Annotated in this window: 10 protein-coding genes; 7 read left to right on the top strand and 3 right to left on the bottom strand. The window is 54.1% G+C overall.

Annotated elements, in window-relative coordinates; genetic code table 11:
• Positions 1 to 18: 18 nt before the first annotated feature.
• Entirely contained in the window at positions 19 to 819 is an 801-nt protein-coding gene (locus OHL23_RS24120) for a ThuA domain-containing protein (protein WP_263354591.1), read from the top strand.
• Complete coding sequence (locus tag OHL23_RS24115; protein ID WP_263354590.1) at positions 816 to 1,595, top strand: ThuA domain-containing protein; 780 nt, start codon at positions 816 to 818, stop codon at positions 1,593 to 1,595. The genes OHL23_RS24120 and OHL23_RS24115 overlap by 4 nt, the downstream gene beginning before the upstream one ends.
• 10 nt (positions 1,596 to 1,605) lie before the next feature.
• Here the strand turns inward: OHL23_RS24115 and OHL23_RS24110 are convergent, their stop codons facing one another.
• Positions 1,606 to 2,709, bottom strand: a complete 1,104-nt coding sequence (locus OHL23_RS24110; protein ID WP_263354589.1) for an SIS domain-containing protein — start codon at positions 2,707 to 2,709, stop codon at positions 1,606 to 1,608.
• A gap of 119 nt (positions 2,710 to 2,828) precedes the next feature.
• Between OHL23_RS24110 and OHL23_RS24105 the strand changes: the two genes are divergently transcribed.
• Both OHL23_RS24105 and OHL23_RS24100 read left to right on the top strand, forming a co-directional pair.
• Positions 2,829 to 4,217: a sugar porter family MFS transporter gene (locus tag OHL23_RS24105; protein WP_263354588.1), complete on the top strand. Its 1,389-nt coding sequence runs from the start codon at positions 2,829 to 2,831 to the stop codon at positions 4,215 to 4,217.
• An 83-nt stretch (positions 4,218 to 4,300) separates the two neighbouring features.
• The gene (locus OHL23_RS24100; RefSeq protein ID WP_263354587.1) at positions 4,301 to 5,284 is read left to right on the top strand and encodes an ROK family protein; all 984 of its coding nucleotides are present in this window, start codon (positions 4,301 to 4,303) and stop codon (positions 5,282 to 5,284) included.
• 51 nt (positions 5,285 to 5,335) lie between these two features.
• On the opposite strand, the gene OHL23_RS24095 is transcribed toward OHL23_RS24100, so the two are convergent.
• Positions 5,336 to 6,463: a redoxin domain-containing protein gene (locus tag OHL23_RS24095; RefSeq protein WP_263354586.1), complete on the bottom strand. Its 1,128-nt coding sequence runs from the start codon at positions 6,461 to 6,463 to the stop codon at positions 5,336 to 5,338.
• A 384-nt stretch (positions 6,464 to 6,847) separates the two neighbouring features.
• Here OHL23_RS24095 and OHL23_RS24090 point away from each other — a divergent pair, with 384 nt between their 5' ends.
• Positions 6,848 to 10,216, top strand: coding sequence for a TonB-dependent receptor (locus tag OHL23_RS24090; RefSeq protein ID WP_263354585.1), 3,369 nt, complete (start codon positions 6,848 to 6,850; stop codon positions 10,214 to 10,216).
• A gap of 132 nt (positions 10,217 to 10,348) precedes the next feature.
• Here the strand turns inward: OHL23_RS24090 and OHL23_RS24085 are convergent, their stop codons facing one another.
• On the bottom strand, positions 10,349 to 12,160 hold the full coding sequence (locus OHL23_RS24085) for a glycoside hydrolase family 9 protein (protein ID WP_263354584.1): 1,812 nt from the start codon (positions 12,158 to 12,160) through the stop codon (positions 10,349 to 10,351).
• A 107-nt stretch (positions 12,161 to 12,267) separates the two neighbouring features.
• On the opposite strand from OHL23_RS24085, the gene OHL23_RS24080 reads away from it, so the two are divergent.
• A complete protein-coding gene (locus OHL23_RS24080; protein ID WP_263354583.1) occupies positions 12,268 to 13,431 on the top strand; it encodes a glycoside hydrolase family 18 protein in 1,164 nt (387 codons plus the stop codon).
• Positions 13,428 to 14,663 carry a DUF5009 domain-containing protein gene (locus OHL23_RS24075; RefSeq protein WP_263354582.1) on the top strand — a complete coding sequence of 412 codons (1,236 nt, stop codon included), beginning with the start codon at positions 13,428 to 13,430 and terminating at the stop codon, positions 14,661 to 14,663. The genes OHL23_RS24080 and OHL23_RS24075 overlap by 4 nt, the downstream gene beginning before the upstream one ends.
• The last annotated feature ends 108 nt before the right edge of the window (positions 14,664 to 14,771 follow it).

Below are 14,771 nucleotides of genomic sequence, written 5' to 3'. Positions count from 1 at the left end.
GCAAAGAGAGGATTCGTCTTGTCAGATTCGCGCGGATATCGCATTCTCCACATTAGCTCCGTTGGGATATTCATTCTAAGCGCAATCTTCCTCCTGCCTTCCATGGCTGGTTTGGGCCAATCGTCAAAACCAAGATTTCGAGTAGTTGCTATCGCCGAAGCCGGAGGAATTCACAAGCCCTTCGTGGACGCCGCAAAGCTGTGGCTCGCCCAGGAAGCGGCAACGGACGGATTCTCCATCGACTACATAGAAAACACCGATAAGATTGATAAGGAGTTTCTGTCTCACTATCAATTGTTCCTTCAGTTGAACTATCCTCCTTACGCCTGGAAGCCGACGGCAATGGAGGCATTTCGAGATTACATCGAGCAGGGACGCGGCGGTTGGATCGGTTTTCACCATGCCACTTTGCTTGGAGAATTCGACGGCTACCCGATGTGGCCCTGGTTCTCAGGCTTCATGGGTGGCATCCGATTCACACAATACATCTCCACCTTTGCTTCGGGTAAAGTGATCGTGGAAGACCAGATGCATCCTGTGATGAAAGGCCTCGGCAGCAGTTTTGAAATCAACGATGAGGAGTGGTACACCTACGACAAATCTCCGCGGCCGAATGTTCACGTGCTCGCGAGAGTGGATGAGAACACCTACACTCCCAACTCCGCGATCAAGATGGGGGACCACCCAGTAGTGTGGACGAACGAACACATGAAAGCCAGAAACGTCTATATCTTCATGGGGCATCGCCCTGAACACTTCAAGAATCCAGCTTTCACCACTCTCTTTCACAACTCCATTCTCTGGGCGGCCGGGCAATGACAAAGAAGATCAGACTTCAGCTCCCTATCTGCTTCGGAATGTTGTTTCTAATGGCTTGCATCGCTTCGACAACAGGGTATTGCCAGCGCCCGCATTTCAATGTTCTCGCCTTTTACTCAACCAACGTCGAGAAGGACCATGTGATGTTCGCCGAAGAGGCGATGCAGTTCTACTCGAAGCTGGCGAAGAGCGATGGATTTGACTTTGCCACCACGACAAACTGGGATGATCTCAATTCGATCCGATTGAAGAATGTTCAAATCGTTCTCTGGCTCGACGACTTTCCGCATACAGCAACACAACGTGCAGCATTCGAACAATACATGAGCCATGGCGGAGGTTGGCTGGGATTTCATATAGCTGCCTACAACGATGAGGGAACGCACTGGCCATGGTTTGTCGACTTCCTGGGGGGAACGGTGTTTTATGGGAACAACTGGCCGCCTCTTCCTGCCATTCTCGATGTGGACGATCCATCAAGCCCGGTCACAAGCCGGTTGCCTGCGCAATTCACTTCACCGGCCAACGAGTGGTACATCTGGCGGCCAAGCCCGCGTCTGAACAAGGACATAAAGATCCTGCTCACGCTCGATAAATCGAACTATCCTCTCGGTCTCAAGGATACGATTAGGAGCGGCGATCTACCTGTTGTATGGACCAATACAAAGTACCGCATGATCTACATGAACATGGGCCACGGAGACAAAATCTTCACCGATCAGCATCAGAACCTGTTGTTTGAAGATGCACTCCTATGGTTGGGCTCGCAACGCTAAGTGCGATTGCTCATTGCTCCATGACGCCGTATTGAAATCGAGGCGGCAGGCGACAGCCCGTTCGCTCGACCATTGCCAACGTAAGCGCCTGAGGCGTCAGCAGCGAAGTTATACCCTCCCATGGTTCGGCAACACTATCCAGCGTAATCGGGAAAAGCTTTTCGCTAGCTTTGTGATCGCCGTTAGAAACGAGAACGACCTTGCCCCCCCGCCGATTGCATTCGTTTGCCAGCTTCACTCCAAGCTCGGCAACATGCCCCAACGCAAAGATGATTGCAACATGGGTCTCATCGACATCCAGATTCGGCCCATGTCGAAAGCCAGCGCCTGTATGCGGCGCCGCGCGGAACCCGCTCATTTCGCGAATGGTCAGCGCGCTCATGATTGCCGCGCCATACGCGGCGCCGCGGCCTATGACCTCGATATTAGCTGCGCTGCGGCAGAAAGCCTCAAGATCGCTGCGGCCAGCAAAGATGCGGTCAAGACTGAGCGAGAAGACCTCAGCCGCGTGTTCTGCGTCCCTCTGCCAGGGCAGCCCAAGGATCTCCGAGGCGAGGATGATCGAAGCCGCTGTCGCGTTGGTGTAGGTCTTGGTCGCGTTCCCGTATTCAGGACCAGCGAGAATCGGAAGGCTGTTCTCGGAGAGATTCCAGCAAGTACTCGTCGGGTGGTTGCAGATCAAAGCCAGATCGTGATTGGCGCCTGCCTTGAAAAGCTGCACCAGTTCCGGACTCTCACCCGAGGTTGTCACCAATACGGATAGCGAAGCGTCCTCCCATGTGGAGACTCCATAGTGCAGCCATTCGCCGGCGTCGAGCGCGAAGGAAGAGCGGCCATTTCTCTGCAAGAGTGTCGAACCGCTGATAGCCGAGCAGAAGGACGCTCCCATACCCAGAAAGAGAACCGGTCCTTTCCTGGCGGCCAGTTCGCGCAACACGCTCAATTGGCTACGCAAGGCGGGATCGGCAGCGTAGGCCCGTATCATCTCACTCAGCCGCTGGGGTTGTTGGCGACACTCCATCTCAAGTATCTGCGCGCCGGTCGCGGTAAGCAGTTCTCTGGGCGGTTCGATTCCGCCAATCCAGCGTGGTGATCCTGTTTGATGGCCTTCCATTGTCAGTCCTCAGACACATCAAAGCAAAAGATGGCAATCTTATGCAAGTTTCTTAACAAAGTTATACAGATTGGGCCTAAACTGAACCGATACACTCTAGTTTCCGATGGGGGTGCGACTTGCTGGATCATTCAGCCTACGTTGGATTGGATCCGCAGCCGGCAGTCAAAAGAGGTTTTCTCTGGAAGGTCTCATGCATCGCGGGCCTCGGCGGGATCCTTTATGGCTACGACATGGGAATTATCGCGGCAGCTTTGATCTTTGTGAGATCATCTTTCACTCTCTCGACGCAGATGGAGGAAGCCGTGGTGAGCGTCGTCCTCGTCGGTGCGATGCTGGGAGCAGTTGTCGGAGGCGGATTGGCTGATCGCTTTGGCCGGCGCTTGATTCTGGTGTCCGGGGGCATCGTCTTTATCATCGGATCCATACTTGCCCCACTCGCACCGGGTGTCTGGACGCTGATTGTCGCGCGCCTGTTGCTGGGGCTGGCCATCGGATTCACCTCCGTGACTGCGCCCGTCTATATATCAGAACTCGCTCCGCCCCAATCACGAGGTAAGCTCATTGGTCTCTATCAATTTGCCTTGACGCTGGGCATCGCACTGGCCGATCTGGTCGGCTATTGGCTGGCCCGTGATCATGCCTGGAGGCTCATGTTCGGACTTGGCGCGATCCCTGCAGGCCTGTTCCTGGCGCTGGTTCTGACCGTGCCCGAGAGCCCACGCTGGCTTGTCGCGCAGGGCCGTGTGATGGAAGCTGAGGCAACCCTCAGTTCGTACACCGACAGAGACGGAGCCCAGCAATTACTCAACGAGATTCGTAAGAATCTCGCAATCAAAACCGAGCGCCGCTGGAGCGCACTGTGGAGTGCGGCCACGCGTCGGGCCTTATTCATTGCGGTCGGATTTACTGTACTGCAGCAAGTGACGGGCATCAATACTGTCTTCTACTACGGACCGCAAATCTTCCTGCTCGCCGGTATCACTTCCGATAGAAGCGCTATCTTTTCGACGCTCGTTCTTGCCATCCTCAACGTCCTCGCAACCACGATCGCTCTTCCGCTTGTGGATCGCGTCGGTCGCAAACCGCTCCTGTATTGCGGCGTTGGCGGCATGACTCTGTCGCTCTTTCTGCTGTCGTTCTCCTTCCATAGCCAACAGGCGCTCGGATCGTCGCTGGGTTTGGTTGCAACTGCATGCCTAGTTGTCTACATCGCGTGTTTTGCCTTCAGCATGGGGCCCATCGGCTGGATCCTCGTTGCCGAAGTCTTTCCGCTGCGATTGCGAGGTCGTGGGGTAGCAGCCGCGACACTTGGATCGGGAGCCTCCAACTCTCTGGTAGCATTCACATTTCTTTCTCTCATCAAATCGGCCGGCAATAGTCTGACCTTTGCAATCTACGGCGGGTTCTGCATACTTACTCTATTATTTGTTCGCTTTGTCATTCCTGAGACGAAGGGGCGTGAGCTTGAAAGCATCAGCGCGCCCCAATCAGCGGCCGCTCCGTAGCGGACTCATAGCCGCTATGGCCGCCGAACCATCACCAACACGAGGAATTGCAAGTGAAGTCGTTGCATCAGTCTAGTAGTTCAATGACAACCCGCCAACAAACTGAGGAAGCGTCCTTCGAAGGTCTGGTCGTCGGCGTCGATATCGGAGGAACCAACTTGCGCGTCGCCCTGGCGAATAAGGCAGGGACAATAGTTGGCAGATGGTCATATTCAACTGTTGGAATCCGTGATCCACAAGAGATCGTTCGCATGACGTGCAAGGGGGTGGAAGCTTTGCTGTCAGCGAATGCATCGTCGCACGGTGACTTGGTCGCAATCGGAGCGGGCGCTCCCGGCATTACAGACACAGACCACGGCAAGGTTCTTGCAACCTCATATCTCATGGGCTGGAAGAATATTCCTCTGCGCGATCTTCTGGAAGCTGAGCTTGGCGTGCCTGCCTTCGTTGACAACGACGTAAACATGGCGGCGTTCGGTGAGCACTCCGCGGGATCTGCTCGCGGAGTCGATAACTTTGTCTTCCTCGCGATTGGCACAGGGGTGGGGGCCGGTATCATTCTCAATGGCGAGCCGTTTCGCGGGGAAGGATGGATCGCAGGCGAGATTGGTTATATGCTCGTTCCCGGCACTTCCGTGGGTCTGGTAGAAGCCGGCGAGCCAGGGGCACTCGAAGCAATCGTCGGCGGAGAAGGTATTAGATCTCATTGGCAAGGGGTCTGGAGCGAAGGTAGTACCGAACTGACCAAGGATGCGACCGCAACCCAGATCTTCGACGAAGCACTCGCCGGCAATCCGCTTGCGCATGCCGTACTCGGACTTGCGTCTCGAACATTGGCCTACGCCATCTATAACATCTCGTTGGTGCTGAACTGCCCGCTCTTTGTATTGGGTGGAAATGTCGGGCTGCATCCAGCCCTGGTGGACGCAACTCGTGTCATTCTGAAGGGAAGGAATGCGCGTGTGCAGTCTCGGCTGGTTCCGAGTTCTCTCGGTGTTGAGGCTCAACTCTACGGCGCTGTTTTCCAGGCAATCGCGATCGCCGGGAAACCGAATCCTGGTCGCTAACCAAGGAATCTGGAGTTGCCGTATTGTTGGCTCAGTTTCAGGGCGTCGAGGTCATTGGCTCTGCCAATATTGATTGAATCCGATATAGGCGGAAGGCAGATTTGCAAGGATGGTGCGTCTTAGTTCGAGCATATCTACGGACCCAAGCTTCTTGTAGAGCACTTTGCCGTCTCCTGAAAGAAGAACGGTATAGGGCACGGCAGAATCCCATTGCGGATCGAAGGCCGTCTGATGCGCCTCCGTATCGTCCGTATCGAAAAGAAGATTTGCGCTGGTCGCATGCTGCTTTTGAAGGAAGTGCAGAACACTTGCATTTTCATCAGGCATGTTAGCCGAAACAGTAACCAGCGAAAAGTCCCGGTGGGCATACATGTGCAATGTGTTTTCTAGGTCAGCAAACTCGGCAACGCACGTTCCGCACCAGGTTGCCCAGAAGTCGACCAGCATCATCTGGCGCGATGGATTTGTGCGTAGTTTGGCGAGATCAGCCTTCGAAGCCAGTGTGACATTGACCGGCTGCTCATCGATCTTCTCCAGCGCCGCAACTCGATCCGCTGATTTCTCGGCCCACTTCGTCGAGCATCCAAACACTCCGGTATGTGTGACTCCGATCTCCTTATGTTCCAGAAGAGCATCAATGGCATCGCGTGCTTCGTGCGTCTTTACCAGTTCTGTACGATAACTGGTATCGATGCGCCCTTCATAGCGGAGACGCCGTAGGTGATCGAAGATGAACACGTGCGGAGTTGCTCGCGGCCCGTACGCTCGTGCCACCTGCTGTGTATCTCCGTCATATAGATATGGATAAGTCAGATGTTTGTATTCGACGCGAACCTTCATTTCGGCCAGGCTATCGCTCATGTCGGAAGAATCGAGTTCGTCGATGCGAATTGCCCTTGGATCGTTGGGCTGGATTGCGACCACCGCGACTTCCTTGCTCTTATAATCATCCGCCAATTGTTGAATGCGCCGCTCGTACATCTGCGCGATAGGGCAATGGTTGCAGGTAAACACAACTACGAGGACAGGACTCGAGTCGTAATCGCTCAAGGTATGAATTCGGCCATCGACTCCAGGTAGAGAGAAATTGGGCGCTGGCGAACCGATGGAGAGAACCGGATGGGGTTCCTCGGCGATGGCCGCCAGGGCGAAGATAAAAACTACCCAAGCTTTCCACATTACGCTTAACCTGCATCACAGAGCCCATTCACAGACTTCGTAAATGTTCCTAAGTATGAATCAGGAGGCTCCCAGACGCAACAGTTTTTTGAGGGAACTGGGTAAGAAATCAATTTTGATAAAGAACACAAGCCTAGGGATCGGAATTAGCCAAGAGAACGCTTTCTTTGGCTTTCGATCTATTTTGTGATCATTTGACGCTAAATTGATCTTGAATTGCGTGAAATATTCTTGTAACGTGCACCTATCGTTAGTTCGGGCCAGAGTCCGGCCGCAAGTATGGACTCTACCGCAGTCCGTTCTGCCCAAAAGGAGTGGTGCAGGCACAAATGCTCTATGGGCGCGCGCAGCTTTCTTTACAAACATAACAAAGGAGGCAGGGATATGAAGCGCATGTTTTGTTCCATGACGATGTGGTTATTGTTGGCGTTCGCTCTTTCCGGTGTGGCGCAGACAGTGACCGGAACCATTCGTGGCACGATCACTGACGCAAGCGGCGCTATCTTGACCGGGGCCGACGTCACGGCGATCAACACCGCAACCGGAGTTCAAACCAAAGCTGTTACAAATCAGGCGGGTGAGTACTCGATTCGCTTTCTACAGATTGGCAGTTACAATTTGACAGTCGCGGCCACTGGATTCGACCTGGCTAAGTACGGTCCCTTCCCGCTCGAAATCGATCAGACGGCCAAGATTGATATCTCGCTCAAGATAGGCTCAACCAATACCTCGGTGGTGGTTTCGGAGCAGTTCCAACCCATCATGGACACCGAGAATCCAACACTTGGAGAAACCTTCACCGAGAACATAATTAACAGCGTGCCCCTTAATGGCCGTGACTTTTCTCAGCTAACGGTCTTCACTCCAGGCGCAGTGTCCACGGGCTACGGTGGTTTCGGTACCTCAATGTCCTCCACCAACGCTGCAAACAACTCGTCGGAGCGTTCTACCGCTGCTACGAATGAGCCAAACGTGAACGGCAGCCGCCAGCAGTCCAACAACTATCTCCTGGACGGCCAGGAAATCAATGAGAACTTGAATAACACTATTGGGTATTCGCCGAGCCCTGACTCGCTTGAGCAGATCCGTGTCATTGCCTCCAACGCGAATGCGGAGTTCGGCAACGTAAACGGCGGCGAAGTGGTCATGGTGATGAAGAGCGGCAGCAACCAGCTTCATGGCAGCGCCTTCTGGTTTCTCTCCAACGACAATCTTAATGCCAACAGCTGGTCCAACGACCATGGCGGCGCTCCCAAGAACCCATACACGCAGTCCACCTTCGGCGGAACCTTCGGCGGTCCTATCATCAAAGACAAGCTCTTTTACTTTGTTGATTATGAGGCGTTTCGCTATCATCTCTCCGGCGACGGTTTCGCGAGCGTGGTGCCCGGTCCCTTTCGCACCGGCGATCTGTCTGCCCTCTCGGCGCAGGGTATCCAGCTATACGATACTCAAGCTCCGGGAACGCCTATCTACACCAACAACCAGATTCCGGTTGTAAACCCTGTCGCGACCTTTCTCTTTGCGCATCCGGAAGTCTATCCGCTTCCGAACAATCCAAATACTCCGGACCCGTACGGTATCTTCGAAAACTACATAGGGTCCATCAAGAGCTATGCGACCAACGACCAGGGCGACGTCAAGATCGACTGGCATCTTCACGACCGAGACGTAATCTCGGGCCGGTATACACAGGGATATGCCGAGGACGCAACAGTCGAGACCCCGCTTCCAGTGCTGTTCCCCAGCGCATCGAACTATCCGGATCATCTGGGCACCGTGAGTTGGACGCGTACCTTTTCGCCGTCCATCGTGAACAACGCCCGCGCCTCATATGCGCGTATTCAGTTCAATAGCGGCGTGACGATCGATCCAAGCGGCGTCTTCGGGCTCAATGGCAATTCTCTCGTTGGCATTCCCAGCAAGCCTCAGCAGACCGCCGGATTCAGCCTGCAATCTTTCAGCAGTAACGGAAACTTTGAAACCACCACCTCCTCAGGCAACGGTCAGCCCGACGGTTTCGGTGCGAACCCAACTCCTGAAGTCTTCGTCGACAACGTCTTTGAATACGGCGATAACCTGACTTGGCAGCGCGGACGTCATCTGTTCAAGTTCGGTGCGCAGTTTACGCGCTATCAGCAGAACAGCTTCTATCCAGGCAACGATGGAGAATTGGGAGACTTCACTTACACCGGGCAATACTCCGTACAGCCCGGCAGCACCGGCTATCCTTTCGCGGACTTTCTGCTTGATCGCGTTTACGACGTGCAGATCGGCAACGTCACCGGCCTAACGGGCCAGCGCCAGTGGCGCGATGGCGTGTTTGCACAAGACGATTTCAAGATACTCAAAAACTTCACCCTCAATCTCGGCGTCCGCTGGGAATTCGATGAGCCAATCTATGAAGTGAATAATAAGATGGCCAACGTCAACGAGCAAACAAAACAAATCGAATACGCGGGTGTGGATGGAAACAGCCGCGCCCTTTACGATCCCTACTACGCCCAAATCCAGCCGCGTTTCGGATTTGCATACCAGCCCACACCGAAATGGGTCATCCGTGGCGGCTATGGCATCACCAGCTACCTGGAAGGCATGGGAGCGAACCTTCGTCTGACGCAGAATCCGCCCTTTCACACCGATTTCGAACAGAAAGAAACGGTTCCGACTGCCGGTTCGGGTGGCACTCCCTATTCAACGACTCTAGGTTTCCCGACCGGTCAGGCTCCGATCACAACCCTCTATGTCTGGCCCAAAGATCTGAAGCCGTCCTCCACGCAGGAATTTAGTCTCACAGCCCAGTACGAGTTGACGCCTAAGTCGACTCTGCAGGCTGGTTACGTAGGAATCCTGGGACATCACCTCACCAACCCGTTCTGGGGCAATCAACTTCCAGCTCCCGGAGCGCCTGCACCTTATACGAACCTCGTCGGACAGAGCGGCGTGATCAAGATCAGCGCCACGAACTCCGCGAGCAACTATAACGCGCTGCAGGCAGTCTTCCGCCAGCATCTGGCAGCCGGTCTCGAACTGACGGCGAACTACACTTATTCGAAGTCCCTCACGGATAGCTTCGGATACTACGGTGTCTCCAACATCAGCGGTCAGTATTACCAGCAGAATTCGTATGACATGGCCGCTGAATGGGGCCCGTCGGGTTTCGATATCCGTCATGCCCTGAGCGTCTCAGGCGAATATGATCTGCCTTTCGGCCGTGGGAAGCAATTCGGCGCCAACTGGAACCGGGCTATTGACGCCGTCGTCGGAGGCTGGAAGCTAGCCGGGTCCGACGTCAGCTATTCCGGTTTTCCGCTGACGGCCAGCTCGCCCTCGAACTATTCCAATCTGGTCAACTCCGCTTCAGCCAGGCCACAGCAGTTGCGGCCTCTGCACGTCACCGGCCGTACTCCAGATCATTGGTTTGGAACCTCCCCCGGCGTTCTCGATGTCTGCGCCGCAAACGTCGACGACGGAACCTGCGTCTTCGCTCAACAACCGTTGAACGCCTTTGGTAACGTTCATCCCATGTCACTGCGCGGCCCTGGCTACGAACAGGTTGACATGTCGGTCTTCAAGACCTTCCCGGTATGGAGGGAGCAGCACTTCGACTTCCGTGCCGATTTCTTCAACGCATTTAACATAGCCAGCTACAACGCGCCGGATAACACTGTAACCGATTCGAACTTCGGCGCCATCAGCGGCACCAACTCCACCGAACGGCACATCCAGCTATCGCTTAAGTACGCGTTCTAGTTAACCGCAACCCAACCTACGTCGCAGCCGGAATTTCTGGCTGCGACGTAGCCGTTTATACCGCATACCATCTTCAACAATGCGTTTTGCGCAGCCGCGTCTCCGGTGCCGGGTACACCAATTCTGAATCTTTTAGTGCGGCAGGCTGATCGCGTATAAATACCAGGCCGCATGTGGCAGCCACTCTTCCGTCCACCGCCAGTCTTCATCCTTGCCTGTAACTGCAAAACCCTCGTTGAAGGCGATCCGATCTTCATTATTCAGGCCCGACGTAATGCCATTGATGATTGCGCCGGGAGCGCTTGTGTACTTGTAGGAGCGGAAGAACATGTATGCGGCATTGCCGTGCCCGCTTCCCATCAGCATGCTTGAATCAAACGGGTTGCGGCCCAGAATCCAGTGCAGCTGATTCCACGCATAGGCGCGCAACTGCGACTGAAAATCAGGCTGATCGGCAAACAAAGGCGCCGCCATCCTCGCCGCCGCGGCCAGGGACGCAAGCCGTGCATTCTCTCCCTGCCACCAGGGCGAAGCCTCGGTATCGTGCGGAAAGAAGAATGCAGTCCTAATAGTGCCGTCCCCCATACGCACCAGTTGCCGCGCATAGCCAAATGGATTATTTACGTCAGATGTAACTGCAAGCTCAAAGCGCAGGGAACGCGCCACGGTCTCTCGCACTTTCCCTTGCTGTGTAGGCGATGCAATCCGCGCATATTCAAGCAGACTGATCACAGGAAGCCCGGCATCGGCAGGATGGAAGTACGGTCTGGGCCCGGCATCGGCAGCCCAGTAGTCGCGCCACCGCCCGGATGTCGTGAGACGCGCCATCAAGTGGTTTGCCCGCTTGTCCGCCGCTTCAAGATACACGTGGTTGTGTGTTGCGCCGTAGAGTTCCGTCACCGCAACAAGGGCGCAATAGTCATCCAGAATGTTTTCAATATGATCGTTCAGCAGTTCCTGATTGTGGGCATTGAGAAATGTAAACGCCTCTTCAGCGGTCTTGAGATATTGTTGGCGCTTGTAGTCGCCATCCTCCGGCATCGTGCTTGCCAGCGCCAGGGCAGCGATCGCCATGCCGCCACCCGCGCGGAAGCTCGCCTCGTACGCGTGCGGTCCGTCCGCTTTGTTGATGCTTTCAGTCGAGTCAGAGCTCTTGGTCTTGATCTGAGTGCGCCAATTGGGGTTTCCAATGACACGATCCCTGGCGAGTTTGTCTTTCCCTGGCGCGGTGATCGATTCGAGGAACGAGCCATCTGGCCGCTTCATTCGTACCAGAAAGTCAGCCCCATAAAGGCCCTCGTCCAGCATCCTTCTCTCGTACTCGCTGAAGTTGTCATCCTGGCGTGCCTCAAGGAGCCGATAGCTTTTTAAGAGACTCCAGGCAACGAGCGGGACCTGTTGCGGGTTGAAATACGATGTTGGATTCTGATGCGAGAGATGGATTCCGTAGTCGCCCGTGGCGTCATACCAGCCTCCATGTACATCGACAGAACCATTCTGCGTGCCGGGAAGCGTCAAATGACGATCGGCTTGATCGAAGAGTCCACTAGATCTTTGCCCTTTGAAGTAGAAAACAATATTCGAGAGCGTGTCGTGCTCTAGGACATTCTCCTCAATATCGAATGTGCAGGAACTGATAGCGCCATCATTCGACGGAATCTGAAGCGCATAGTGGCCGGGTTTCTGCCAAGAGCTGAAATCCGCAGTCCAGAAGACGCGGCCACCCCAGTCGTACACCTCACCCGATGGCTTCAACGCACTCGAAAGGACAGTCTTTCCAGTGTCCGAGTCCACCAACGAAAACTGGGTGGGATGATCCTGCTTCGTACCGACGACGAGCCCCACCTTCGGCGCCGTGGTTTCATAGCCAACCTGATCGACTAGCACACGCATCTGCCCCAGGCCAGTCTGGCTAAAGACCGCGCAAAGAGATACTGCAAGCAACGCCTTTGACCTCAATAGGACGCACCTTCCTTCCGAAGTTGAGTTTCTTCGACTTTTAGTGTAAGTATCAACTCAGAACTTTGATACGTTTATTTAGGAAGTATCTTATGCGCGGAATTCTCCGTCTCGCCTGTTGTCTCGTTGTCTGTCTACCGGTCTTGATCTCACCGGTGGTGTATGCTACTGCCCCGAAGCCCGGAATCGCCGTGGTCGGATACGTATTTCCGCAAAACACGACTCTCCAGCCTGGCCAGATTGACGCTCGCAGTCTCACCCGCATCAACTACGCCTTCGCCAATATTGAGAATGGGCGGATGGTGAATGGCTTTTCCTTTGACAAGGAAAACTTCGCTTACTTGCATTCCCTCAAGCAGGAAAATCCTGATCTCACGATTCTCGTTTCGGTGGGTGGCTGGTTGTGGTCGACCAATTTCTCCGATGTTTCGCTCACTGCGCAAAGTAGGGCAGTTTTCATTCAGAGCGTAATGGATTTCCTCAAGCTTTATGACCTCGACGGGCTTGATATCGATTGGGAGTATCCGGGCATGCCAGGAGCCGGTCACCCATTTCGGAGTGAAGACAAGAAAAACTTTACGCTGCTTCTGAAAGAACTGCGGTCGAGATTCGATCTGGAGACAACCAAGACGCAAAAGAGGCTCTATCTTACGATTGCCGCGGGCGCGTCAGATGAGTTTTTAGTCCACACCGAAATGGACAAAGTCCAGCGCTACGTGGATTCTGTCAATCTCATGGCTTACGATTATTACGAGCCCGATTCCGATCAGACGACAGGTCATCACGCGCCTCTTTTTACAAACCCTGCTGATCCCAAGAAAATCTCCGCGAATGCGTCCGTACTCGCCTTTGAAAAGGCTGGCGTTCCCGTGTCCAAGATCCTCCTAGGACTTCCGTTTTACGGGCATGTCTGGGGTCAGGTCGCAGACCGCAATCATGGCTTATATCAATCAGGGAAGGCGATTCCCAATGCCTACGCTCCGTATCACAGTATTGTAGAAACCATGCTGAATCATGGCTTCATCCGCTTCTGGGATCCCACGGCTTCGGTCCCGTATCTATACAACTCAGAGAAGCAAATCTTCGTCTCCTATGAAGATTCAGAATCGCTGATCGAAAAATGCAAGTATGTGCAAAGCCATCAACTTGGCGGCGTTATGTTCTGGGACTATTCCGGAGATCCCTCGGGAGAGTTACTTAAAACCATCCACGATGCTTTGAACACGCCGGCCCCCAAGAGAGAAGCAGTCCAATGAACACAGCCGCCACGCTTCAATCCTCGTTGCCTGCAATTGAGACAAAGCCTTCTCGCGTTGTTTCAGTCGATGTTTTTCGCGGACTGACCATGGCCGTAATGATCTTCGTCAATGAGCTTTCATCCGTTCGAGGCCTCCCCTGGTGGACCTATCACGCGCACGCCATGGAAGATCGGATGACCTACGTCGACATGGTCTTTCCATTCTTCCTGTTCGCCGTTGGATTGTCCCTGCCGATTTCCGTAGAACGGAGATTGAAACGTGACCCATCCTTACCCGGCTTGTGGCTTCACGTTGTGTTGCGAGTCATCGGCCTTATCGCTCTCGGTCTCATCCTTGCCAATGCAGACAAGGCTGATCCGTCGCGAATGGCAATAGGTGGCAATCTCTGGGCTTTGCTTGGCCTTGTCAGCGCAATGCTGTATCTCCATGTCTATCCCAGATCTGAGCGTTTTCCAACGTATTCGATTGTGCTCCGCGCAATCGGTGTCGTCGGAGTGCTCATTCTTTTTGGGATCTTTCGTCGAACAACGAGCGCTGGACAAGCCGCATGGATCGACCCCTCTTACCCGGAGATACTAGGTCTCATCGGTTTCAGCTATCTTGCCGCGGCAATTCTCTATATCCCCACGCGGCGATGGAAATGGTCATCGTTGTTGTGGTTTGTTCTTCTGCTCGCTTTTTGCATAGTTTCAACAGCAAAGCTGATTCCTGTCCCCGGAAGAATTCCAATCTATATCTGGCCCTTTGACAACGGAGCCATGGCCTCTATCCTTATGGCTGGAGTCGTGACCTCGCAACTTCTGCTGGGCACTGATCGACGCCTTATGCCACAGAAGGCAATTGCGCGAGCTCTCGGACTAGGCGCGCTGATACTGATTGCCGGGTGGATTTGCGTTCCCCTTGGCATCTCCAAGATTCGTGCCACTCCCACGTGGTCGTTGTGGAGTATTGGGGCTGCGATGCTCCTGTTCACATTTCTATACTGGCTATGTGATCTCAAGGGGAGGAATAAGTGGGCCATCTTGGTGAGGCCAGCAGGCTCTAATGCGCTTCTAACCTACCTGTTGCCCGATCTGTCGTATTTTCTTTTCGCCACGGCTGGGATCACGTATCTCGATACCCACTTCAGCTTCGGTTGGCCGGGAGTTATCAAGACACTGGCTTTTACTCTCTTGATGTTAGTGCTGGCTTTCTTGCTTACCAAGGCAAGAGTTCGCCTGCAACTGTGAGTCGGCAACTGTCATGCAAACATTGCTCAAGTCGTATCTTTCTTGCGTTTTCAATCGAGCAGCCTTTTCGACATCCTTCGATTCTAATTGTCATGCGACGTCGTATCT

This window comes from Acidicapsa acidisoli, from assembly GCF_025685625.1.
Lineage (GTDB): Bacteria > Acidobacteriota > Terriglobia > Terriglobales > Acidobacteriaceae > Acidicapsa > Acidicapsa acidisoli.
Note: the sequence above shows the minus strand (reverse complement) of the source record. Positions and strands in the feature narration are given on the sequence as shown.